Genomic DNA, 22,332 nt, shown 5'->3' with positions numbered 1-22,332 from the left:
CAAGGCTGATTCCGGCAACAAAAGGTAAGAAATAGGCGTACAAAATGATTGAAATGCTAAACAATTTGGCGCCTGCCCGGATTGGGAGGCGCTTAACATGACCGGACGTTCCGACACCGGTGCCGCCACCGGCTTTTCCATAGATGAAGGCGAAGTCTCGCGCTTTTCCGCGCTTGCCGCCAAGTGGTGGGATGTGAAAGGGGAATTTGCCCCTTTGCACAAATTCAATCCGACGCGCGTCCGCTTCATTCGCGAAACCTGCCTGTCCCACTTCGGTCTCGATTATCGCCAGCGCGCCCCGTTCGCAGGGCTTCGGCTGCTGGACGTCGGCTGCGGCGGCGGACTGCTTAGTGAACCGATGTCCCGTATGGGGTTCACTACCACCGGTCTCGATGCGTCCGAAAAGAATATCGGCACGGCCAAGGTCCATGCCGAACAGGGTGGCCTGGATATCCGTTATCTCAACCAGACGGTCGAACAGCTCGCCGCCGCCGGAGAGGTGCTGTATGACGTCGTCCTGACCATGGAAGTCATCGAACACGTCAGCGATCCGGAAGCTTTCCTGAAAACCTGCGCGTCTCTGGTCAAGCCCGGCGGGCTGCTGTTCATCGCGACTCTGAACCGCACGCTGAAGGCACGCGCCCTGGCCGTGATCGGCGCCGAATACATACTGCAATGGGTGCCCAGGGGGACCCACGACTGGAACAAGTTTTTAATGCCCGGTGAGATCGCGGGCTTTCTGGATGGTACGCCGCTGCGGCCCGAACCACCCGTTGGCGTCAGTTATAACCCGATATCCGGACAATGGGCCTTGTCGGACGATGTAGACGTCAACTATATGATCGTCGCGAAATTTCCTGTCGAAAACGCTTTCTAGTCTGGCCAGACCTGGCGCCCGCTGCCAGCGCGAAGGCCATACCCGAGCCCCGAGACCGATATGACCCTGACCCTAGTTAAGGCCTGGACCGGCGCGCAACAGCGCCTCAAGGCTGCCTTTATCGATTCCCCGGCGATTGACGCCCGCTTGCTGCTAGAAGCCGCGACGGGCGCCACCCGCGCCGATATCATCACCGATCCGTATCGTGAGCTCACTGACAATGAGATCAATACGCTGGAAGAATTCCTGGCCCGCCGCGAAAAGCGGGTGCCAGTGGCGCGTATCCTGGGACGTAAGGGATTCTGGAAACTGCTGCTCAACCTGTCGGAACACGTCCTGATCCCTCGCCCGGAAACCGAGGTCATCGTCGATATGATCCTGAAACGGTCGCAACCGGGCGACGCCTTTCAACTGGCTGACCTCGGCACCGGGTCCGGCGCCATTCTGCTGTCCGTCCTGTCGGAACGTCCGGCGGCCCGCGGAATCGGCACCGACATTTCCGAAGACGCCCTGGCTGTGGCGCGCGACAATTCCGCCAATCTCGGCCTTAGCCATCAGACGGCCTTCCTGCGCACGTCGTGGGGCAGCGGCCTCCACGATGGCACCTTCGATATCGTTGCCTCAAATCCGCCCTATATCCGCACCGATGTCATCGAAACCCTGGACCCGGAGGTCAAGCATCACGACCCGATTCTGGCGCTCGACGGTGGAAAAAGCGGCCTGGACGCCTATATCGAGCTGGCGCCTGAGATTTTCCGCCTGCTGAAACCCAGCGGAATGGCCTATTTGGAAATCGGCTTTGATCAGTCACAAGATGTTGAAAAACTTATGAAAGATGCCGGTTTCGATGATGTGACCACCTATCTGGACCTATCGAATTTGCCACGGGTCGTAACAGGCCAGAAACCGAATAAGTTGCCGGAGTCATAAATTCCGCTTGGCAGAAAGCAACGGAGAGGTTAGACATAATCGTCTTCCTCACATCGCGAACATGTTGCCCATACAACGGGTTAACTCGTCGCGGCAGAGGACTGTGAGAGCGCGAGGCTTTTCCGGGTCAAAAAACGACCCCCGCGCCATCCTCTAAGCAGGACAATAGCAAGGTTCACGGCCGCCCGAACACGAGTAAGCCAAGCGGTCTTCCTTGATTTTTTATACACATATTCGCCGCCCGTACCTAATGTATCGGGGCGGAGTGTAAGAGAGACGTAAGTTAAGATGAAAGATTTCAGGGGCATGAAACGGCAACGCAGCCGTAACCGCAAACCCTCGGGCAATCAGAACAATCCCAACCGCGCCTACGAGTCGAACGGCCCGGAAGGCACCAAGGTTCGCGGCAACGCCCAGACCATTTACGAAAAATATCAGCAGCTTGCTCGCGACGCCAACTCCGCGGGCGACCGCGTTCTGGCGGAAAACCATCTGCAACATGCTGAACACTATTTCCGCATGATCCGTCAGATGCAGCCGACACGTCCGGTGTCGGAATTCGTCCAGCGCGATCCATTTTCCAACGGCTTCGACGATTACGACGACGAAATGGAAGCCGAAGCCGCCGAGGCCGAAGAAGCAGCCTCCACCAACGAAGAGTCGCAGTCCGGTTACGACGATCAGCCGCGGTACGATAACCGCGACCGCGACAATGGCAACCGCATGGGCGGCAACCGCGATCGTGACCGGTCGAATGGCAATCGTGACCGCGATCGGTCGAATAACGACCGCAATCGCGATGACCGTCAGCCGCGTTTCGAACCCCGGAATGCCAACGGTGAAAATCGCAATAACGAGTCCCGTCCAGACAATCGTAACGCCGACAATCGGAACGCCAATCGTGACGCCCAGGCCGATGACAACGGCAATGGTGAACGCCGCGAGACGCGCCGTGAACGCTATGAACGTCGCCGCCAGCAACGTTTCGCCGAACAGGAATCCAATCTGAACGGCCAGCCTGCGCCGGCGACCGGTGACAATGAACCGCCCTATATCGCACCGGCCTTCATCGCCTCCACTCAGCCGCTGGGCGTGCCTCGCCCGGTCCAGGACACCCCGCCGCAGTCGGAACTCGGCTTCGAGCCCCCCGCCACCGAAGCCCCGGTTGTAAAGACTCGTGCCCCGCGCAAGGAACGCGTCCGGGACGTCCCCGCGGTAGATCAGTCACACCTGCCTGCCTTCCTGTCCCGGCCGACGCCCGTCGCCGTCGAGGCGGCCGCTCCGGCGGCTGCGGAAGACGTCAAGCCAAAGCGCACGCGCAAGCGCAAGGAAGATGCCGCCGCCGAAGAGGCGTAAAGCCGCTCACCGAACTACAAAAGCCTCCGATGGATCATCGGAGGCTTTTTTTATGCAGTCTTATTGGCTGCCTGTGACGGCTTACCGAAACTCAATTCAGTTTCTTGTCGACATTGACCGGCTTTCCAGGCAGCGGAAGCGGCGCTTTCGGTTCCATATCTGCCGCGGGCTTGAATACCGGCAAGGCCGCTACCGACACGCCGTCCTCAACCAGCCCCTTCACCTCTTCCGGCGTTGCTTCACCGTATATGGGGCGATCCGGTGCCAAGCCTTCGTGGATATCGCGGGCTTCATTGGCGAAGGTGTCGCCGACATAGTCATGCGTTTTTTCCACATGCTGGCGTAGGCGGAACATGGCTTCGGCGACGGCACGCTGGGCTTCGGCCAGAGTCTCTGCGCCCTGGGTCGAAGCGCTTTTGGTGCGGACAGCCGGCGCCATGATGGCTTTACTCACTGCCGTGGACCCGCACATGGGACATTCGACCAACCCCTTGGCGACCTGTTCGTCAAAGCCGTCGGATGAGGAAAACCACGCCTCGAATTCATGGGCGACGATGCAACGCAACGCATACCGGATCATACGGAAAACTCTCTGTCATGCTGAAGCGACGGCAAGGCTTGCCGGGCACGCGTGACCTCACTGAAATCTATACTGGTTTCAAGCACGGCCGGACGGTCGTGATCGAGCCGGGCGATCACTTCGCCCCAGGGGTTGACGACCATGGAGTGGCCGTAGGTAACGCGACCATCCTCGTGCGAGCCGCCCTGGGCCACAGCCAGGACGAAACAGCCGGTTTCAATGGCGCGGGTGCGCAACAGGACTTCCCAATGGGCCTGGCCGGTCGGCACCGTAAAGGCAGCCGGCACGGCGATCATTTGCGCGCCGCCCTTGGCCAGAGCGCGATACAGATAGGCAAAACGTACATCGTAGCAGATGCTGAGCCCCAGTCCGCCCCACGGCGTTTCCGCCACCACCGCCTGCACTCCGGGTTTGACAGACGCGCTTTCCCGGTAGGTCTTGCCATCGGGCGTATCGGCATCGAACAGATGGATCTTGTCGTAGCGGGCGACAATATCGCCATGGGCGTTCACCAGCAGCGACCGGTTGACGGCCCGATCGTCTACGCCGGACGCGACAATAGCGGAACCAATCAGCACCTCGACCTTAAGCTGGCGGGCCAGATCGCATACACCCTGAACGAAAACGTCCTCGCCCTCGGTCGTCACCACCAGCGCCTTTTGATCCTTACGCGCCTCCATGAGGTTGGCGCATTCCGGCAGGAGGATGAGTTGCGCACCGGTGGCCGCCGCCTGCATCAGCAAGGGGCGGACCTGTTCGAACGCAGCCGAGGGCGTGCCCGGCGACCGCATCTGAACCAGGGCGATGTTCAGCATCCCCTCGGACATGTCAGGCTGCCAGAAGCGGGTCTAGGCCACCACGCGAATCGAGCGCGACCAAGTCGTCGCATCCACCGATATGACGATCGTCGATAAATATTTGCGGATAGGTATATCGGCCCGATCGCGCGTTCATTTCCGTGCGTAATGCCGCATCGTGCGACGCGATGATTTCGTTGTATTCCGCCCCTTTGGTTTCCAGCAACGCCTTGGCGCGCTCGCAATAGGGACAATAGGGTTTGGTATAGATGTCGATTTTGGCCATGATTTTGCTCAGTACTATGAAACCTTCCCACAGAATATAGGGAACCACGTAAGAATTTAAAGCGATTTACCCGCCGCGTCTCAATGACGGACAGCTCGGGCCAGCACGCAGACGTCGACACGCACCGCGCCGGCCATCAATAAAGCCTCCGTGCAGGCGCGCAAGGTCGCCCCAGTGGTAAAAACATCATCGATCAACACGACGGACTTGCCGGCTATATGTTTACGGCCACGCGCCGATACCCGAAAGGCGCCGCGGACGCTGTCCCATCGGGCCTGCGCGCCCTTGCCCACCTGGTTGGTATGGCGGGTGCGTTTCAGAACGTCGCCGAGATAAGTGCGGTTCAGGCGGCGCGCGACGGGTCTGGCCAGTTCTGCCGCCTGGTTATAGCGCCGCTGAATGAGTCGGAACGGGTGCAAAGGCACCGGCATGACGATATCGGACTCGCGGATCAGATCCGCGCCGGCGCGCTCCAGCCAGCGGGTCAGCATGGGCGCCATATCCAGCCGGTCCGCATGTTTGAAACCGAGGATCACCCCTTTCGACGCCTCGTCATAGAGGCAGGCGGCACGGGTCTGGCGAAACGGGAAGGGTTTTTCCGTGCACTCGCTGCACAGGGCACCCGAACCCAGAAACAGCCCGCCTTCGAATGGACGCGCGCACATGGCGCAACCGTCGCGATCGAGGAAGCGGATGCCTGACCAGGCAGCCGCCGACAGCCCCGCGCCCATCAGCGCCTCGGGCGACGCCGTTTCGTCGGACGCATCCAGCCGGTGCGGTGGGAAAACCGTGTCGAGGAGATGCGCCGCCGATGCCCGGACATGCGACAGCGATACGCGATCGACGATAAAGGCCTTAACCTCTGACCGGATTTGGCCTAAACGAGAGGTCAGTCGCATATCGAGTCCCGCAATGTCAGCTCCCCCCGCCCTGTTTGACCGTCAGCTCCTCGCCCGCCGTCTTGATCGCGCGGCCGATGGCTTCGCGCAAGCCCAATTTTTGCGTGACCGGTCGGTCGAGGACCTGATCGACACCTTGTCCGCCATTAACCGGCAATTCGACCTGGCGCTCGACATGGGCGCGCGCGACGGCAGTTTCGGCCGCGCCCTGGCGGGCACACCGGTGGAGAGCAAGATCGGTCTGCTGATCGAAGGGGAGCTGTCATCGCGCCTATCGGACCGGCAAGGCGGTGCGGCCCGCCTTGTTATGGACGAGGAAGCCCTGCCCTTCGGCGACGACACTCTCAATCTGGTCGTCAACGCCTTGGGCCTGCATAGCGTCAACGATCTCCCCGGCGTTCTGGTTCAGGTACGCCGGGCGCTTAAGCCTGACGGCCTGTTCATCGGCTCGCTGTTCGGCGGTGAGACGTTGAAGGAACTGCGCGGCTGCCTGATGGATGCCGAGATCGAGGTGCGCGGCGGCTACGGCCCACGTATCGCTCCGTATGCGGAAAGTCCTGATCTGATAGAGTTATTGAAGCGTACAGGCTTTAATATGCCGGTCGTCGATTCCGACCGTGTCGTGGTGACCTACGAACATCCTCTGCGTTTGATGGCCGACCTGCGCGCCATGGGCGAAAGCAATATCCTGCATCAACGCCCCCGCAAGGGACTGAACCGCGCCATTCTGGAAAAAGCATCGGCGCTCTATTTCGAGCGTTTCGCCGACGCGGAGGGCCGTATTCCGGCGACCTTTGAGCTGATCACCCTGTCGGGCTGGAAAGCGCACAACAGCCAGCAAAAGCCGTTGCGTCCCGGCTCGGCTCGGATGCGCCTGGCCGATGCCCTGGGTGTCCAGGAAGGAAAGATCTAGCCGTCGGGCTGTAAAGCAAAGTCGTGGCTAGGCCGATGGCGACGATTACGCCGTATCAATCAGGATCAGGCCGGCATAGACAATGATGCCGACCGCCAGAACGCCTGCCAGTTTCACCACCTGCAACCACGATGTCCGTTTGTGGCTGTTTTTCATACGCGTCTCCCGCATCGCCTGCACCGCAAGCAATCCCCAGGCGATCCGCAATCAACGATCTTCGCCCGCATAGCTGCCCATGCGTCATTGCACGCGCCACGATAACAAGGTTACGCCAACTTCCCTAAGAGTGGGTTTTCAAAAACACTTAACGGTCAGATGAGGTCGCAGAGCCAGGCGACCAGGGGATCATCGGCCGGCGGCATGGGATAGGCGCGCATATCGTTGGGGCGCACCCACTTGATCGCCTTGTGCTCCTTCGCCTCCGGCTCGCCCTCCCAGCGGCGGATCAGGTAAAGCGGCATAAGGAGGTGGAAGTCGTCATAGGTATGCGAGGCGAAGACAAACGGCGCCAGGCAGGCCGTCTTGACGACGATGCCCAGTTCTTCTTCCAATTCGCGGATCAGGGCGTTTTCCGGTGTCTCCCCCGGTTCGACCTTGCCGCCAGGGAATTCCCACAAGCCCGCCAGTTGCTTGCCGTCCGGACGCTGAGCGATCAGCACACGACCATCGGAATCGACGAGGGCGGCGGCAACGACAAGAACGGTCTTCATGAGGGTATCCGAAAAGGAAATGGGCGGACGCCACTCGGCGTCAGATGAACACTATGGGTCTCTAGCTTCGGTAATCGCCGTTGATGCTGATATAGCCATGCGTCAGGTCGCAGGTATAGACGTGCGCCAGGGCGCGACCGACACCGACATCGACGCTGACTTCAAGTTCGGCGTTCTTCATGTAGGCGCTCATCGCCGCTTCATCATAGGTCCGCGACACGGCGCCATTTTCCGCCGCGACCAGATCGCCGAACCGGATGCTGATCCGGTCCCGGTCCACCGGCTCCTCGGTCTTGCCCACCGCCATGACGATACGGCCCCAGTTGGCGTCTTCGCCGGCAAAGGCCGTCTTGACCAGAGGGCTTTCTGCAATCGACTTGGCGATCTTGCGCGCCGACGCCGGCGAAGACGCGCCGGTGACATTGACCTTTACGAACTTGGTCGCGCCCTCGCCGTCACGGATCAGTTGCGTCGCCAGGCTATGCATGACCTTTTCCAGCTTGGCCTTGAAATCGGCGAGGCGCTTGTCGCCTGCCCGGCTGATCTTGGGCGCACCGGCAGCGCCAGTGGCAAAAAGCAGGCAGGTGTCGTTGGTCGAGGTGTCACCGTCGACCGTCACGGAGTTGAAGGTGGTGCGTGTAAACAGGGCCAGCAAGCTTTGCAGAACACCCGGCGACAGGGTAGCATCGGTGGCAATGAAGGCCAGCATGGTCGCCATATCAGGCGCGATCATGCCTGATCCCTTGGCGATGCCGTTGATGCGCACGGTTACGCCGTCAATCACCGCCGTTTCATGAGCCCCCTTAGGGAAGGTATCGGTCGTCATGATAGTGGCGGCCGCGTCAGCCCAGGCATCGGCGCGCAGGTCCTTTTCCAGGTCGAACAGGCGGGCAGCAATCTTGGCGTCATCAAGCACCACGCCGATCACGCCGGTCGAGGCCAGCATGATGTCGCGTTGACGGCAATCGATGCGGCGGCTGAGTGCAGAGGCTGTGCGGCGGGCAGCATCGGCGCCCAGCTTGCCCGTAAAGGCGTTGGCGCAGCCGGCATTGCAGACAAGAGCGCGAACATCCTGCCCCTCATTGGCTTCAAGCTGCTTCTTGCACCAGTCAACCGGAGCCGACCCGATGGTGTGGCGCGTAAACACCCCGGCGCAGGTCGTGCCCTCGGCAAATTTCATCAGCAAGGTGTCCTTGCGATCGTGCTTGTAGAACCCGGACTGAGTGGTCGACAATTGCACACCGCCGACCGGCGGCATGTCTGGCAAGGCGACAGCCAGGGGCGACACGGCCAAGCCGGGCTTGCCCGGTGCGGCCGCCTTTGGTTTCGCCGCCGGCTCCGCTTCCCCCCCGGGGGCCTGGGTCAGGTTGGCGACGGCGTCGGCACCGGTCTGAACGGCGCGTTTTACGGCGCTGGTCAGGGGATCGAGCGCGCGTTCAAGACCACCGGCCAATCCACCAGCAAGACCTTCGGCGGCTCGCTTGGTCGGGCGGCTGGCGGATGGGGTCTTCGAGGCGGGCGGCTGGGTCACGGGCGCGGCTCCTTAATACGGGCAGATAGCGGGCGGTACAGATTTTGGCCTTAACAGAGTGTGCCTCAGGATACCATAGCTAAAACGGCGGCCATTTGACGACGACACAAACCGTTACAAACGATAATTCCAATTGTGATCGTCCGAGCTCTTTTTCGCAGGTGCGAAATATGTTATGACAACGCTGTCATTTAGAATTGTATGAGTTTAAGACATGAACAAATATATCGAGGCCATGCTGATGGCTCTGGTTTCGTTCGGATTCGCGCCCGGCGCGGCAAAGAATTAAGGACGCGAGTAAAGCACATGACAACCATAAAGACCTTTATCGTTCGCCTGATCGTGGCCTGGGCCAAGGCGCACGCCCTGCCCACCGCCGACTCCTTTACGGTCGAAACAGCCAAGCCGGCACCGGTCGAACCGCGCGCAGAAGCGCTGATCTGATAACTTAAAGACCGCTCAGGTCTTTTGCCCCTTCTTGGCCGGCGCAGCGCTCGATGCAGACGCCGACACGCTGGCCGAAGCCGACTGGGACGCTTCTGCCGTGGCGGGTGATGCCGCCCCTTCGGCCGCCGACGCGGCCGCCGGTTCCGGACTGGTCTTGACGGGCTTGGGAATGAGGAATTCCACCTTGGCCTTCTTGCGCAAACCATTGAGCATACCGGCAACCTGGTTGTAGATCAGGTAACGCATGATGATCGGGCGCTCTTCTTCGAGTGTAGGCATTTGTTCCGGGCGACGGTCTTCGACCCGTAGGATCGCCCAGCCGCCTTCCACCTGAACCGGACCGACCGTATCGCCGACCTTGGCAGTCGTCAGCACGCCCTTATAGGCCTGAGGCATAATGTCAGTGGTGAAATAGCCCATGTCCCCGCCATTGAAACGCGTGCCCTGGTCGATAGATTTTTCCATCGCCATCGCTTCGAACAACGACCCCGCCTGAATCTGCTTCAGCGCCGCTTCGGCTTCCGGGCGGGTGCGCAGCAGGATCATGCGCGTCCGGATTTCCTCGGACTGCTTGGACAACTTCACCTGCTCGTCGTAATGTTCCTTGACCGTTTTTTCGTCGATATCGCGGTCGATGCTGTTTTCCACCAGCATGTCGCCCAGAATCCGGTCATGTGCGGCGCGCAAGCGGCGCTGTGCCGTTGTTGATTTCTCAAGCCCCCGGTTGGTGGCCGCCGCCGCCAGCAGGCGCTGGTCGATCACTTCTTCCAGGGTCCGCGAAAACAGATCCGACGTGACATCCAGCGGTTCGCCTGGACCGATCTGCCCCTGGGCGATCGCTTCGGCGCGCACATCAGAGGTCCAGATGGTTTCCCCGTCGATTCGCGCCACGGCGACATCACCAGGTTCGGGCGGGCTTTCATTGCTCACAGGTCCCTTGTTACAGGCGGCTACCGTCATCGTTAGGGCGATCAACAGCAGTAAGATCGCCGCTCCCCCAAAACCCGATCGCTTAAAGTGACCCGTTGGCTTAATCATGACATTGTCCCCACACAACCAGTCCCCGACCGGCATACCATCCGCGAACCTTAAGCCACATTGACATACACTATCCAGCCGCTTAAGTCAGTGCCCGTGCTTGAAAAGCGCAAGTCCGCCCTTATTTTCACCTGTAACTCGTTTCCGTCACGTTACGAATACAACAGATAAATAAAACGGATTTCACGCCTTTTTTCGCAACTCTCTACAGCTGACAGGCTAATTTGGCCAGATTGGGCCGGCTGGACTGTTACGACAATCAGTTAAGGTTTCTCATGCTGGCTCTTGCCAAAATGCTGTTCGGGTCGTCCAACGACCGCAAAGTCAAGTCGATGATTGCGCGCGCAGCGCGCATCACTACGCTCGAGCCGAAGTACAAGGCGATGAGCGATGAGGAACTGAGACATCAGACCGTTCTGTTCCGCGAACGCCTAGCCAAGGGCGCCACGCTTGATTCGTTGATGGACGAAGCCTTTGGTGTCGTGCGCGAAGCCGCCTGGCGCGCCATCGGTCAACGGCATTACGACGTCCAGCTGGTCGGCGGCATGATCCTGCACAAGGGCGGCATCGCCGAAATGCGTACCGGCGAAGGCAAGACCCTGGTCGCCACCGCGCCAGTCTACCTCAACGCCCTGACCGGCAATGGCGTGCACCTGATCACGGTCAACGACTACCTGGCCAAGCGCGACGCCGACTGGATGGGCCGCGTTTATCGTTTCCTCGGCCTGACCACGGGCGTCATCGTTCAGGGCCTCAACCAGACCCAGCGCAAGCAGGCCTACGCCGCCGACGTCACCTATGGCACCAACAACGAATTCGGTTTTGACTATCTGCGCGACAACCTGACCTATTCGACCAATGAAATGGTTCAGCGCGGCCACAATTTCGCGATCGTCGACGAAGTCGATTCGATCCTGATCGACGAAGCCCGTACGCCCTTGATCATCTCCGGCCCCACCGAAGACCGGTCGGAGCTATACAAGATTCTCAACGCCACCATCCTGGACCTCATCAAGGACCCGGATACCTTCGAACTGGACGAAAAGCAGCGTCAGGTGCTCCTGTCGGAACTCGGGTCCGAGCGTCTCGAAGAAATGCTCGAGGCGGGCGGCCACCTGGCCGAAGATTCGGCCGGTCTCTATGATCCGATCAACATCTCGCTGGTCCACCACGCCAACCAGGCCTTGCGCGCCAATACGCTGTACACGCTGAACAAGGACTACATCGTCAAGGACGGCGAAGTCATCCTGATCGACGAATTCACCGGCCGCATGATGACCGGGCGCCGCTTGTCCGAAGGCCTTCACCAGGCGATCGAAGCCAAGGAGCACGTCGATATCCAGCCGGAAAACCAAACCCTAGCCTCGGTGACGATCCAGAACTATTTCCGCATGTATGGCAAGTTGTCCGGCATGACCGGCACGGCAGCCACCGAAGCACAGGAATTCGGCGACATCTACAAGATGGACGTGCTTGAAATTCCGACCAACCGCCCGATCCAGCGTATCGACGATGACGACGAAGTCTACCGCACGGAGCAGGAAAAATACGCCGCCATCGCGGCCCAGGTCGCCTATTGCTACGTCAAGGGCCAACCTATTCTGGTCGGCACGGCTTCGATCGAAAAGTCGGAAGAGATTTCGACCTTCCTCAACAACTACAGCTACAAGGTCGAACAGTCGCGCACGCTGAAGCCCGCCTTCGCCAATGCCGACAAGAAGGAAGTCCTTAAGGCCGGCGAAGACGCCTATGACATCGTCTGGAAGTCGGGCAAGGGTGTGCCGCATAATGTTCTGAACGCACGCTTCCACGAACAGGAATCTGAAATCGTCGCCGACGCCGGCATTCCTGGCGCCGTTACCATCGCCACCAACATGGCCGGTCGCGGCACCGACATTCAGCTCGGTGGCAATGTCGATATGCGCGTCCAGAAGTGGCTGTCGGAACAGGACGCTGCGGGTGTTACCGTTTCGCCCGACCAGATTCTTGCCAAGAAGGCCGAAATCGAAACCCAGGTCGCCGGCCTGAAGCAAAAGGCGCTGGAACTGGGCGGTCTGTTCGTCCTCGGCACCGAACGCCACGAAAGCCGCCGTATCGACAACCAGCTGCGCGGCCGTACCGGCCGTCAGGGTGACCCAGGCCGGTCGAAATTCTTCCTGTCGTGCGAAGACGACCTCATGCGTATCTTCGCGGGCGACCGCCTCAATGCGATGATGAAGTCGCTGGGGGTCGAAGAAGGCGAAGCGATTACGCACAAGCTTTTGAACGGCGCTATCGCCACCGCGCAAAAGCGCGTGGAACAACGCAACTACGAAATGCGCAAAAACCTGCTCAAATACGACGACGTGGTCAATGACCAGCGCAAGGCCGTCTTCGAGCAGCGCCAGGACTTCATGGATTCCGACGATCTGTCGGAACTGATCGGCGAGTTCCGCACCGACACCATTCACGATCTGGTCGAACGTCATATGCCGCCTAAGGCCTATGCCGAAAAATGGGACATTGCGGGCCTTAAGGAACAGATTCTCGGCCTGACCGGCCTCGACCTGCCGCTGGAAGACTGGGCGCAGGAAGAAGGCATCGCCAACGAGGAATTCGAAGAGCGTATCCAGAAGCTGGCCGAAGAAAAGATGGAAGAGCGCCTGCGCCTGCTCGGCCCTGAGCAGATGAAGGCGCTTGAAAAGCAATTCCTGCTGCAAATGATCGACATGCACTGGCGTGAACACCTGATGCACCTCGATCACCTGCGCGCCGTCATCGGCCTGCGGGGCTACGGCCAGCGCGACCCGCTGAACGAGTACAAGACCGAAGCCTTCACCCTGTTCGAAACCTTGCTGATCAATCTGCGTCACTCGGTCACCCGCTGGCTGATGACGATGGAAATCCGCTTCGAACAACCGGCCGAAGAGTTCGCGCCGGAGCCGGTCGCCCCGTCCCTGCCGCAACAACGCCGCCAGTTCCAGGAAGTGCATCTCGATCCGCTCACTGGCCTGAACGAACGCGCCGCCCAACTGACCGACGACCTGACCGAAGAACAGCGTGCCAACCTGCCGCCGTCGGCCCTGCCTACCGGCTGGGAACAAACGTCGCGCAACGGTCCGTGCCCTTGCGGCTCCGGCCGCAAGTTCAAGCATTGCCACGGCACCCTGGTCTGACCAGAGAGCGCTAAAACTGCGCAACTCTAAAGCCACACCCGGGCCGGCGATTGGTGGCCCGTTCGCCTTTCAGGTATTCCCCCATTGCCACGGTGCGTCTTTTAGCGTTAATCTTGATGCTTAATCTTTGATTAAGCGGAGGGGTGCCGTGTTCAGGCAGGTTTTCAAGGCTTTGGTGCTCGTTGGCGTCACAGGCGCAATCGCGCTTCCAATGCTTTCCGCATCCGCCAATGCTCAAGACATCGCGCCCGCTGCGCCGTCAAACCAGTATGCAATTGCCGCTGGTGACGTCGCGACCTCTGCCGTCGCGCAATTGAACGACACCGCCGAAGACGCCAAGGTCCAGCACAAGATCGAGCTGTACAAGCAACTGATGGAATTGAACGGCGTATCGCGCAACGTCCGTCAGGTCATCACCAATACCAAGATCGCGACGCGGCTGGTCGTCATAGATCGCGCCGGCCTGACCGCCCTGACGCCGGAACAGGATGCACGTTACAACAAGATCGCCGATACGATCCTGATTCAGACCCAAAACGACCTGATCGAGCACATTGCCGAAGCCCAGGCGCCCAATTTCAGCCTGGACGAAATTCAGCAATTGATCACCGCCAACTCCTCCATTGCCGCCGCCAAATACAATGCCGGCAAGTTCATGTCGCAGGATGATTCCGCTGCGCAGGTGCAAAACTATATGATCGAGGCGGTCATCCGGATCATCAAGACATTCACCGCATCGCAGGCCAGTTAGACGACCAATTAAACGAAATGCATGCGCGGATAGACGACTTTTGGGGGATAGGTCTGTGTCGATTTCTTTTCATACGCTGATTGCGGGCGTCATGGCCGCTACGACGATCGCGTCGGGTATTCCATCCGCTCAGGCCGCGGGCGTGCCGCTGACGCCGGAGCAGTCAAAAAAGGTCGCGGCCTATCTGGCGCAATCGCCCGTCATGCCGGCGCGGACACCGACCAATGTACAGGCCGCCATAGTCAATGGCGTCATGCTGGCCATGACCCAAGCAGGGCCAGCACCGGTCACAGCCAGCGCCGCACCGACTGTAACCCCCGCCCCCAGCCTCGCCGTCGCTGGATCGGAAGTGCCGTCTCAGACCGCTTCGCGCAGCCGAGGCATGCTGGCCATTCTCAATGTCGGCGCCCCCGAATCAACTCCTGCCGAAATCACCTACGGCCTTGCCGCCGGCCAGGGTGTGGCACCGTCGGTCCCTGTGACCAACGCCTTCGTGCATGATACCGCTATAGCCATGGTGGCCGCATTCCAGAAATCCGACCGGAAAACAGCCGATGCCGTCGCCACCTACGCCGCCACGCCCGCGCTCGACCCGGCCGTCGAGGAACGGATAGCGCTGGCTCAGGCGGTGTATAAGATCGATGGTACGGATGCACTGATCCGTCATTTTGTCGGCACGACTCATATGCGCCTGATTATTCAGGAAGTGGCTCGCCACATCGATTTCTCAAAAATGTCTGAATCGGACAAATATCGTCTGGCCGCCATCGCCGCCGTGGCCCAAACCGAACTGGAAGACAAGATCATCCGCATGAATGCGCTTATCCAGGCGCAAAACCTGACTAAGGCGGATTTGTTGCAATTGCTGGCGGCTTACGACACGGACGCTCAACGCAAGCTGACAAACATGCGCTTGCATGATGACGGCAAGGTGGACAGCGCCGCGGAACTCGATATCCGGCTGGCGCAATACCAGATCATCAAGGCTTACGAATCCACCCGCTGAACCGGGTAGCCTATTTTTCTATCCATTTGGATTTTCCGAGACCAATCATGACCATTCGACTTCTGCTGGCAGCTATTTGGTTTTACCTGGTGCCTTTGTCCGCCGCCTTGCCAAACTCTGCCGTCGCAGCCACCACGGCAGAGGCGGGCGCTATAGAGACGATCGAGCAGATCTATTCCAACCTCGGTGTCGTCGATGTGATGAAACTGAGCATGCAACAGGCCCTGATCAACGCCCCATCCATGAGCAACTTTACCTCAGCACAAAAGTTGAAGCTGGCGGAAATTACAGGGATAACAATAGGCGAGCAACGCCCTGCCCTGCTCCATAAACTCGCCGTCGCCAACACAGGCGACCTGACGGCGGCGCAGCTTCAGGTCATCCTTAAAATTTCGAAAATCAAGTATATTCAAGACGCCATCGCTCAGGGCGCAGACCCGTCGCGCGTCGCCGATCCCAAAACCATGACCGCCGAAGAGTCCGCCTTCCTCGATAGTGTCGAAAAAGAGCAATATATTCTGGACTTCCTTGCGCGCAGCGCTAACTTCGATGTCGTCAAGCCGGACATGGAAGCCATATCGACCACTATTATCGAACGCTTCGTCACCTGGCTGTCGACGCAAAAAAGCTGATCCGATACACAAGACTGGAATTGAACTGCCTATGGCGAGATCGCACTTTTTCACGGGCCTTGCCGGGCTGCTCCTATTTACGTCACTGCCTCTGGTGACCTCCACGCCGACCATTGCCGCGACCGTCTATACCGGCGACCGGCTCGACGGTGCCGCGGTGATCGACAAACTGGATGTTTCGGACCTTCCGGCGGGCCAGGTGACGAAACTATGGTTCCGCGTTACCGACAATGCCATAGGTCAGGGCTGGTACGTCCCGGTCGTCGTCGTGAAAGGTGCCAAGCCTGGACCGAAAATGCTGATAACCGCTGGTATTCACGGTGATGAGCTGAACGGCATCTCGGTGGTTCAGCACCTGGCCCAGACCCTGGATCCCAAGACCCTGTCCGGTACGCTTGTAGCGGTTCCGGGCCTCAACACGCCCGGCCTCATGCATTCGACACGCGGCTTCACCTCCGACGAAATCGGTACCAACGGCGAAAACCTGAACCGGATAATGCCTGGCAATGCCGACAATGGCGGTCCGGCCAGCCGCTTCGCCGGCCGGTTATGGAGCAACATCTTCATAGGCAATGCAGATTTCGCCATCGACCTGCATACGCAATCGCGCGGCGGCGCCTATCCTGGCTATGTCTTCGCCCAGACCGCAGAGGCGCGCCAGATTGCCGACTGGCTGCGCCCCGATGTCATCGGCATGGATGCCGGCATCGAAGGAACGGTCGAAAACATGCTCAATCCGGCGGGCATCCCTGCCGTGACCTATGAATTGGGTGCGCCTGAAAAATTCGACACCCCCATGATCGAACGCGCCTTACGCGGTATCCGTAATGTCATGATCGGCAAGGGTATGCTGGCCGGCAAAGCGGACCTGAGCGACCCCGCGCCGTTTGTCGGCAATGTGGTGACCGATCTCGCCAGCCCGCGCGGCGGCTGGGCCGAAATCAAGGTCAAGTTGGGCGACGACGTAAAGGCCGGTCAGGCCGTAGCCGTCATTCGCAATCCATTCGGAGAAGAGATTGCAACAGTCACCGCCAAGACCGCCGGTCACGTCTTGTCGATAAACATCGACCCACGCACAGAACCCGGCGACATGGTTGTCCGGCTGATCGCCTGGTCGGACAGCGGGGTTTGCAGCCAGGCCGGCTGTCCGGATACGAGCCACAAATAGGCGCACGCGTGACTGGTTTCATCACCCATCCGGCCGACGCCGCTGTTCAGGAAGCCGGCCAGGCCATGCAACGCCGCGACCTCCCCGCTGTCATAGCGGCGGCGCGGCGGGCGATTGACCTTGACCCGGCTAAGCTTCAGGCCTGGTGGCTATGGGGGCTTGCCGCCCTCGACAGCTATTTCTACGTCGAAGCCGATGAGGTGCTGTCCCAAGCCCTCAATCAGCTGCCCTCCGATCATGGCGCCCGTCCGCGTTTCCTGGCTCAGCGCGTCCGGGCCCTGTCACCGCTTGGACGCCATTCCGACGCCCGGGAGGCGGTTCACCAGGCCTTGGCGATCGGGGTCGGTGACCCTGAAACCCTGTACATCCTCGCCAATGCCCTAACGCTGGCAGCCTGCGAAGCCGAAGCCCTGCCGCTTCTGCAACGGGTAACGACGCTGGAACCGCGCATTGCCGCCTATTGGTTCAGCCGGGGCGAAGCCGAACAGTTTCTGGGCCGGATCGACGAGGCCGAGGCCAGTTTCGAAGCAGCCATCGCCCTGGCACCCCATACGGGCGCCCATCTGGCCCTGGCGCGGCTCAGGCGATGGACGCCACAAACGAACCATGTCGAGCGCCTGACGGCACTGCCCGCGACCGCCCCCCGCGACCGGGCGCGCAAGGGATATGCCCTGTTCAAGGAATTGGACGACCTTGGCGATTACAGCGCTGCCTGGGATGCCTTGCAGATTGGCGCCGCCGCTGCACGGGAAGAGCCCGCCACCCTGCGCAATCCGGCATGGTCCGCCGATCTGGAGCGCGAAATCCTGACCGCCTGGCGAACACATCTGCCGGTCGAGCGGTTCCGGCTATCGACAGCGAAGCCCCAACCCACGACAGCCCCACGGCGCATCTTCATTATCGGTCTGCCGCGGTCCGGCACCACGCTGATGGAGCGCATCCTGGCTGCCCATTCTCAGGTTCAAACGCCGGGGGAACTGCAAACCTTTCCGGCCGCCGTCAAGACGGTGTCGAAAAGCCAGTCCAAGACGCTGCTCGACGAATCCGTCATCACGGCCGCATCGCGCATCGATCCGCACGCTTTCGCGGCTTTTTATGACCGAGAAACCGCATATCTCGACAACGGCCGGCCGGTCATGATCGATAAGCTCCCGAACAATACGGACTATGCCGGCCTGATCAAACTGGCTTTTCCCGATGCGGTATTTGTCCATATGCGCCGCAGTCCGATGGATGCTCTTTTTGGCGCCTACAAGCTGCATTTCGCCGCAGGGTGGTCGTTCGGCCAGGACGACCTGGCCGATCATTACGCCTATTATCGTGACCTGATGCGTCACTGGGAGGCCTGCCTGGGCGATAGCCTGATCGATGTATCGCTGGAAGCCCTGATAGCGGCGCCCGAGACCGAAATTCGCCGCGTTCTGGCGGCTTGTGGGCTACCGTTCGAACCCGCCTGCCTCAGCCCTCATGAAACCACGGGGGCGGTAGCTTCAGCCAGCTCCACCCAGGTTCGCAAACCTATCAATGCCGAAGGCGTCGGCGTATGGCGGCGATATGCGACGGGTCTGGCGCCTTTACGCGCACGGCTGAAGGCCATGGGCGCGGTCGATGCCGAGGGCAACGCCGTTTAGAACCGGGGCGCACCGATGATAAACCAGGCCTTGCGGATCAATCCGTCACCGACCTCATAGATTCCGACGACATCGATTTCGCCTCGCCCTTCCGGGAAATTGCGCGTCACGATTTCGGTATCGACAACGGTTTCGCCGAGGACGAGTCGGCTAACCAGACGGGCAAGCAAGTCTGGCTCCTGAAACCGCAGCAGGTGGCGGTTGCGGATATCGTCATGGCCTTTTGCAAGCAGCGTGTCGGGATGGGCATAGATTTCCGCGTCCGGCGCCCAGCACGCCATGAAGGCGTCTATGTCCTTGGCGTTATAGGCATCGAGTTGCGCCTTGACCGGATCGCGGCTCATCTGTTTTCTTCGACCAGCCGCGCCGACGCGGCCTCAAGCTGCGCCTTCATCTGCGTCATGAGTTCGCCCCGCTTCAGACCCGCCGGCAAAGGCGGCAGGAATTCGAACACCACCGTGCCGGGTTTGCGATCTATGCCATGCCCAGGCCAGAACTGGCCCGAATTGGTAGCCAGCAAATGGCAGGGTACGTCGAGGTCGCGATAAAGTGCGGCCACGCCCGGCTTATAGGTCGCGTCATCGCCAATATTCGACCGCGTGCCTTCGGGAAAGATAAGGATTTGACGGCCTTCTTTTAGGCGGTCCCGGCAAGCGACCACCATGCCCTTGAGCGCCTTGGCGGCATCTTCACGCTTCACCGCCACCATGCGTGTTCGCCACGCGAACCATCCGAGAAAAGGCAGATAAATCAGTTCCTTTTTCAACACGTAGCAGGTTTGGCTCAGCGCGACGAAGGGCGCGATGGTATCCAGCATCGACAGATGCTTGCCCGCGATCAGCGCTGGGCCGTCGGGACGATGTTCCAGTCCGCGAAATTCCACCTTGATGCCTACGATGACACGGGCGCCGAACAGGACGGCACCTGCCCACCACCGCACCACCTGTAAGGCCGCTGGCCGCCACAGCAGAAGCGGCGACATGACAATCGCAAAAAAGGCCATGGAGCCATACAGCCACAGCATGAAGAGTAGCGAACGCAAACGCGTTATCAGATTGAATTTCAATTCGTTTTTTCCACTGCGTCCGCTTTGGACTTGCCAGAATCGGACTTGCCAGAATGAGGCTTGGAGCCCCCAGATTTCAAAGAGGCACTAATGTCGGTGGAGGCAGACGTGACCAGGTGATCTTCCGACCCCGCCTTGGGCGCGGGCACGCTACCCTTGTCGCCGAATTTGCGCGACAGGCTGAGTATGGCGTCGCGCCCGAGAATGGTCAGATATTTGCAATATTCCAGCACAATAATACGCTGGCCCTTGCGGGATTTCCACCATCCACGCGCGTCGACATCGGGCGTGGCTACAGGGTAAGGAATGAGCGTGGCCCCCGGCATGTCCGCCTTCAGTTCCAGCAATGAACGCGGCATGTGATAGTCGGACGTGACGACGATCAAGGTGTAAAAGTCATGACCGCGCGCCCATTCGGCGATTTCCTTGGCATTACCGACCGTGTTTTCGGCTTCGTAACCCAGATCGACGCAGCACTCGTAAAGACGCTTCGAGCCTTCGGTAACGCTCATCAATTCCGGTCGCTTGACCTCAGGGTTCACGCCGGAAATAAACATACGCTGGCCCTTGCGGCGTTCCAGTAGCTGCATGCCTTCCTTAAGGCGCAGATCGGATGCGCCCGTCAGCACCACAATGGCGTCGGCGGCTTCTTCTGGCTCCTGAGCGGGTGTGGAATCGATAACGCGATCAGCGAAGACGAAGAGGCCCGCCGTCCACAACAGCAGCGCCACAAAGAGGGCGATGAGCGTACGCATGTGCTTCATTAACCCGTCCCCTGCCTTCGCCCGCCTCGTCCCTTTTGCCATGCCTGTTTTAGCCATGAATGGCCAGCAGACGCAAAGTGACCATCCGTGCCGTGACAGCGCCAATCAGCGCCACCAGGAATGGACACGGAATTAATATTAACAGGTCCAGCCACGAAAAGGGAAGAGCTATCGCAAAGCTTTGTGAGGAACCTGTGGCTTTTATGACCGCCATGACGCCCGCCGCTATCGCTGCCCCCAGCAGGCCCGATTCAAAAGCCATGCGCGCAAAGCGCCACTGAAACCGTTCCGCGATAAAGGTATCGCTGGCGCCGCACAGGGCGAGGACTTCGACGATATTGGCGCGCGCGGTCAAGCCGGCACGCGTCGCGAAGCCGACGACCGCCGCCGTTGCGGAAAAAATGACAACGAAAATACCGAGCGAAATCAGACGTATGGTTAAGGCGCTCTGCTCGATATCCTTGAGCCAGGTCGAATGATCGTCGATGGACGCATCGATGTCGGCGGCGGCCAACGCGTCCATCAGCGCACGCGGCGTCGCCGGACTTTTGGGATCGAGGCTGACCTCAACGAGGTTTGGAATGGGGAGATCATCGATGACGGCGTCCCCTAGCCACGGCTTGATAAGCGCCTTGGCCTTTTCGGGCTCAATGGCGGTTACCTGTCCCACGCCCTTGACCCCGGCCAGCACTTCGGCGGCTTTCGCCGCTGCGATGGAGCCACTTTCCAGGCCCGTCGGGCGCACCTGAACCGTCACCTCTGCGCGAATGTCACGCGACCAGCCATGCGCCGCGCGGTCGGACGCCATGACCATAAGCGCGGCCATGCACGCCAGAAAGCACAAGACACCGATAACGTAATGCAGCGCGATTTCACGCTGATCCTGCTGCGGCAACAAACGTCCGGCTCGCAGGGCGCGCAGATGCGATACCAAAGGCCCGATCATCGCCGGTCTCCGACGGGCGTTTCCACCGGGGCCGCCTTGCTTAGATCGCGCTTATGAACCTGCCCGCCCCTTAGTTCCAGCACTGGCATGCCCGAGGCGCGGACCAGGCTTTCGTCATGGGTGGCGATAAGCACCGTGGCACCCAGCCGGTTCAGTTCGATAAACAGGCGCATGATGCGCAGGCCCATGGCGTAATCGATATTGCCCGTCGGTTCGTCGGCCAGGATCAGGGTCGGCCGCGTCACCACCGCGCGGGCGATGGCCAGGCGCTGCTTCTCTCCGCCGGACAAGACGTGAGGCATGGCGTCGAGACGATTTTTCAGACCGACCCAATTCAGCAACTCAGTCACGTCATCGCGGTAATCCTTGAAGTGTTCGCCATGCACAAACAGGGGCAGAGCCGCGTTGTCGAAAACGTTAAGATGGTCGAGCAGGCGAAATTCCTGAAAAACGATGCCGAAACGGCGCCGAAGCGCGGCGCTTTGAGCGCGGTCGTGATGCCGGACCGTTTCTCCGAGCAATTCGATTGTGCCCGATGTCGGCTTCTGCGCCAGGTAAATCATCTTGAGCAAGGACGTCTTGCCAGAGCCCGACGGTCCGGTCAGAAAGTGAAAAGATCCCGCAGGCAATTGAAAATTCAGGTGTTTTAGTATCAGATCATCTTCGTTGACGCCCTGCGACAAGGTCTTTGGCATGCCCAGGTCGTAGCCCAGAGACACGTCCCGAAACGCCACCACGACATCTGCGTCGGGTGCGGTCACAGGCGGGCGGGAGGTCCGTTCGGGCGGTCGCGTCATGCAAAATGGCTTACAGGATTCGCTTGATCAGTTGTTAAGACTTTTGCGGCTA

The 22,332-nt window shown here is 59.9% G+C and carries 23 protein-coding genes; 11 read left to right on the top strand and 12 right to left on the bottom strand.

The genetic code is table 11. The annotated features are described in order from the left end of the window. Positions 1 to 97 precede the first annotated feature (97 nt). From ubiG to AEAC466_RS24930, 3 genes are all read left to right on the top strand, one after another. A complete protein-coding gene (gene ubiG / locus AEAC466_RS24940) occupies positions 98 to 877 on the top strand; it encodes a bifunctional 2-polyprenyl-6-hydroxyphenol methylase/3-demethylubiquinol 3-O-methyltransferase UbiG (RefSeq protein WP_023456430.1) in 780 nt (259 codons plus the stop codon). A 60-nt stretch (positions 878 to 937) separates the two neighbouring features. Next, on the top strand, positions 938 to 1,807 hold the full coding sequence (prmC, locus tag AEAC466_RS24935; protein ID WP_023456429.1) for a peptide chain release factor N(5)-glutamine methyltransferase: 870 nt from the start codon (positions 938 to 940) through the stop codon (positions 1,805 to 1,807). A gap of 306 nt (positions 1,808 to 2,113) precedes the next feature. Beyond that, positions 2,114 to 3,163 carry a DUF4167 domain-containing protein gene (locus AEAC466_RS24930; RefSeq protein ID WP_235074104.1) on the top strand — a complete coding sequence of 350 codons (1,050 nt, stop codon included), beginning with the start codon at positions 2,114 to 2,116 and terminating at the stop codon, positions 3,161 to 3,163. Positions 3,164 to 3,254: 91 nt separating this feature from the next. Here AEAC466_RS24930 and AEAC466_RS24925 read toward each other — a convergent pair whose 3' ends face one another. From AEAC466_RS24925 to AEAC466_RS24910, 4 genes are all read right to left on the bottom strand, one after another. Further along, entirely contained in the window at positions 3,255 to 3,743 is a 489-nt protein-coding gene (locus AEAC466_RS24925) for a DUF1178 family protein (protein WP_023456427.1), read from the bottom strand. Beyond that, positions 3,740 to 4,570: a carbon-nitrogen hydrolase family protein gene (locus AEAC466_RS24920; protein ID WP_031238068.1), complete on the bottom strand. Its 831-nt coding sequence runs from the start codon at positions 4,568 to 4,570 to the stop codon at positions 3,740 to 3,742. The genes AEAC466_RS24925 and AEAC466_RS24920 overlap by 4 nt, the downstream gene beginning before the upstream one ends. Before the next feature lies 1 nt (position 4,571). Continuing rightward, positions 4,572 to 4,826 (bottom strand): glutaredoxin 3, encoded by a 255-nt coding sequence (gene grxC / locus AEAC466_RS24915; RefSeq protein WP_031238067.1) that lies wholly within the window; start codon positions 4,824 to 4,826, stop codon positions 4,572 to 4,574. 80 nt (positions 4,827 to 4,906) lie between these two features. Then, positions 4,907 to 5,725, bottom strand: coding sequence for a ComF family protein (locus AEAC466_RS24910; RefSeq protein WP_023456424.1), 819 nt, complete (start codon positions 5,723 to 5,725; stop codon positions 4,907 to 4,909). A gap of 13 nt (positions 5,726 to 5,738) precedes the next feature. Between AEAC466_RS24910 and AEAC466_RS24905 the strand changes: the two genes are divergently transcribed. Continuing rightward, complete coding sequence (locus AEAC466_RS24905; RefSeq protein ID WP_023456423.1) at positions 5,739 to 6,638, top strand: methyltransferase domain-containing protein; 900 nt, start codon at positions 5,739 to 5,741, stop codon at positions 6,636 to 6,638. A gap of 311 nt (positions 6,639 to 6,949) precedes the next feature. On the opposite strand, the gene mutT is transcribed toward AEAC466_RS24905, so the two are convergent. After that, a complete protein-coding gene (mutT, locus tag AEAC466_RS24900; RefSeq protein ID WP_023456421.1) occupies positions 6,950 to 7,348 on the bottom strand; it encodes an 8-oxo-dGTP diphosphatase MutT in 399 nt (132 codons plus the stop codon). A gap of 61 nt (positions 7,349 to 7,409) precedes the next feature. Next, positions 7,410 to 8,879, bottom strand: coding sequence for a bifunctional glutamate N-acetyltransferase/amino-acid acetyltransferase ArgJ (gene argJ / locus AEAC466_RS24895; RefSeq protein WP_023456420.1), 1,470 nt, complete (start codon positions 8,877 to 8,879; stop codon positions 7,410 to 7,412). Positions 8,880 to 9,185: 306 nt separating this feature from the next. Here argJ and AEAC466_RS44370 point away from each other — a divergent pair, with 306 nt between their 5' ends. Next, positions 9,186 to 9,323 carry a hypothetical protein gene (locus AEAC466_RS44370; protein WP_023456419.1) on the top strand — a complete coding sequence of 46 codons (138 nt, stop codon included), beginning with the start codon at positions 9,186 to 9,188 and terminating at the stop codon, positions 9,321 to 9,323. A 15-nt stretch (positions 9,324 to 9,338) separates the two neighbouring features. On the opposite strand, the gene AEAC466_RS24890 is transcribed toward AEAC466_RS44370, so the two are convergent. Continuing rightward, on the bottom strand, positions 9,339 to 10,364 hold the full coding sequence (locus AEAC466_RS24890; RefSeq protein WP_081714520.1) for a peptidylprolyl isomerase: 1,026 nt from the start codon (positions 10,362 to 10,364) through the stop codon (positions 9,339 to 9,341). A 275-nt stretch (positions 10,365 to 10,639) separates the two neighbouring features. On the opposite strand from AEAC466_RS24890, the gene secA reads away from it, so the two are divergent. The 6 genes from secA (at position 10,640) to AEAC466_RS24860 (ending at position 18,707) form a co-directional block, all read left to right on the top strand. Then, the gene (gene secA, locus AEAC466_RS24885) at positions 10,640 to 13,519 is read left to right on the top strand and encodes a preprotein translocase subunit SecA (protein ID WP_023456417.1); all 2,880 of its coding nucleotides are present in this window, start codon (positions 10,640 to 10,642) and stop codon (positions 13,517 to 13,519) included. A gap of 148 nt (positions 13,520 to 13,667) precedes the next feature. Then, the gene (locus tag AEAC466_RS24880) at positions 13,668 to 14,270 is read left to right on the top strand and encodes a hypothetical protein (protein ID WP_023456416.1); all 603 of its coding nucleotides are present in this window, start codon (positions 13,668 to 13,670) and stop codon (positions 14,268 to 14,270) included. 55 nt (positions 14,271 to 14,325) lie between these two features. Next, on the top strand, positions 14,326 to 15,276 hold the full coding sequence (locus AEAC466_RS24875) for a hypothetical protein (RefSeq protein WP_023456415.1): 951 nt from the start codon (positions 14,326 to 14,328) through the stop codon (positions 15,274 to 15,276). 47 nt (positions 15,277 to 15,323) lie between these two features. Further along, on the top strand, positions 15,324 to 15,908 hold the full coding sequence (locus AEAC466_RS24870) for a hypothetical protein (protein WP_023456414.1): 585 nt from the start codon (positions 15,324 to 15,326) through the stop codon (positions 15,906 to 15,908). A 31-nt stretch (positions 15,909 to 15,939) separates the two neighbouring features. After that, entirely contained in the window at positions 15,940 to 17,076 is a 1,137-nt protein-coding gene (locus AEAC466_RS24865) for a succinylglutamate desuccinylase/aspartoacylase family protein (protein WP_023456413.1), read from the top strand. Between the two features lie 8 nt (positions 17,077 to 17,084). After that, positions 17,085 to 18,707, top strand: a complete 1,623-nt coding sequence (locus tag AEAC466_RS24860) for a tetratricopeptide repeat-containing sulfotransferase family protein (protein WP_023456412.1) — start codon at positions 17,085 to 17,087, stop codon at positions 18,705 to 18,707. Here the strand turns inward: AEAC466_RS24860 and AEAC466_RS24855 are convergent. Genes AEAC466_RS24855 through AEAC466_RS24835 form a run of 5 tightly spaced genes read right to left on the bottom strand, consistent with a single transcriptional unit; the run spans position 18,704 to position 22,280 of the window. Next, positions 18,704 to 19,051 (bottom strand): nuclear transport factor 2 family protein, encoded by a 348-nt coding sequence (locus AEAC466_RS24855; RefSeq protein ID WP_023456411.1) that lies wholly within the window; start codon positions 19,049 to 19,051, stop codon positions 18,704 to 18,706. The two genes, AEAC466_RS24860 and AEAC466_RS24855, sit on opposite strands and share 4 nt — an antisense overlap. Continuing rightward, positions 19,048 to 19,758 carry a lysophospholipid acyltransferase family protein gene (locus AEAC466_RS24850; RefSeq protein WP_031238060.1) on the bottom strand — a complete coding sequence of 237 codons (711 nt, stop codon included), beginning with the start codon at positions 19,756 to 19,758 and terminating at the stop codon, positions 19,048 to 19,050. The genes AEAC466_RS24855 and AEAC466_RS24850 overlap by 4 nt, the downstream gene beginning before the upstream one ends. 11 nt (positions 19,759 to 19,769) lie before the next feature. After that, complete coding sequence (locus tag AEAC466_RS24845) at positions 19,770 to 20,537, bottom strand: YdcF family protein (protein WP_023456409.1); 768 nt, start codon at positions 20,535 to 20,537, stop codon at positions 19,770 to 19,772. 49 nt (positions 20,538 to 20,586) lie between these two features. Then, complete coding sequence (locus AEAC466_RS24840; protein ID WP_023456408.1) at positions 20,587 to 21,483, bottom strand: cell division protein FtsX; 897 nt, start codon at positions 21,481 to 21,483, stop codon at positions 20,587 to 20,589. Further along, positions 21,480 to 22,280 carry a cell division ATP-binding protein FtsE gene (locus AEAC466_RS24835; RefSeq protein WP_023456407.1) on the bottom strand — a complete coding sequence of 267 codons (801 nt, stop codon included), beginning with the start codon at positions 22,278 to 22,280 and terminating at the stop codon, positions 21,480 to 21,482. Before AEAC466_RS24835 ends, AEAC466_RS24840 begins: the two co-directional genes overlap by 4 nt. Positions 22,281 to 22,332: the final 52 nt, after the last annotated feature.

It is taken from the genome of Asticcacaulis sp. AC466, assembly GCF_000495815.1.
In the GTDB taxonomy this organism is placed as follows: Bacteria; Pseudomonadota; Alphaproteobacteria; order Caulobacterales; family Caulobacteraceae; genus Asticcacaulis.
The sequence above is the reverse complement of the archived record's forward strand: the minus strand, read 5'-3'. Positions and strand labels throughout refer to the sequence as shown.

Coding starts and splice junctions, on each gene's coding strand:
- ubiG (WP_023456430.1), top strand. CDS start 98: ATGACCGGACGTTCCGACACCGGTGCCGCCACCGGCTTTTCCATAGAT.
- prmC (WP_023456429.1), top strand. CDS start 938: ATGACCCTGACCCTAGTTAAGGCCTGGACCGGCGCGCAACAGCGCCTC.
- AEAC466_RS24930 (WP_235074104.1), top strand. CDS start 2,114: ATGAAACGGCAACGCAGCCGTAACCGCAAACCCTCGGGCAATCAGAAC.
- AEAC466_RS24925 (WP_023456427.1), bottom strand. CDS start 3,743: ATGATCCGGTATGCGTTGCGTTGCATCGTCGCCCATGAATTCGAGGCG.
- AEAC466_RS24920 (WP_031238068.1), bottom strand. CDS start 4,570: ATGTCCGAGGGGATGCTGAACATCGCCCTGGTTCAGATGCGGTCGCCG.
- grxC (WP_031238067.1), bottom strand. CDS start 4,826: ATGGCCAAAATCGACATCTATACCAAACCCTATTGTCCCTATTGCGAG.
- AEAC466_RS24910 (WP_023456424.1), bottom strand. CDS start 5,725: ATGCGACTGACCTCTCGTTTAGGCCAAATCCGGTCAGAGGTTAAGGCC.
- AEAC466_RS24905 (WP_023456423.1), top strand. CDS start 5,739: ATGTCAGCTCCCCCCGCCCTGTTTGACCGTCAGCTCCTCGCCCGCCGT.
- mutT (WP_023456421.1), bottom strand. CDS start 7,348: ATGAAGACCGTTCTTGTCGTTGCCGCCGCCCTCGTCGATTCCGATGGT.
- AEAC466_RS44370 (WP_023456419.1), top strand. CDS start 9,186: ATGACAACCATAAAGACCTTTATCGTTCGCCTGATCGTGGCCTGGGCC.
- AEAC466_RS24890 (WP_081714520.1), bottom strand. CDS start 10,364: ATGATTAAGCCAACGGGTCACTTTAAGCGATCGGGTTTTGGGGGAGCG.
- secA (WP_023456417.1), top strand. CDS start 10,640: ATGCTGGCTCTTGCCAAAATGCTGTTCGGGTCGTCCAACGACCGCAAA.
- AEAC466_RS24870 (WP_023456414.1), top strand. CDS start 15,324: ATGACCATTCGACTTCTGCTGGCAGCTATTTGGTTTTACCTGGTGCCT.
- AEAC466_RS24865 (WP_023456413.1), top strand. CDS start 15,940: ATGGCGAGATCGCACTTTTTCACGGGCCTTGCCGGGCTGCTCCTATTT.
- AEAC466_RS24855 (WP_023456411.1), bottom strand. CDS start 19,051: ATGAGCCGCGATCCGGTCAAGGCGCAACTCGATGCCTATAACGCCAAG.
- AEAC466_RS24845 (WP_023456409.1), bottom strand. CDS start 20,537: ATGAAGCACATGCGTACGCTCATCGCCCTCTTTGTGGCGCTGCTGTTG.
- AEAC466_RS24840 (WP_023456408.1), bottom strand. CDS start 21,483: ATGATCGGGCCTTTGGTATCGCATCTGCGCGCCCTGCGAGCCGGACGT.
- AEAC466_RS24835 (WP_023456407.1), bottom strand. CDS start 22,280: ATGACGCGACCGCCCGAACGGACCTCCCGCCCGCCTGTGACCGCACCC.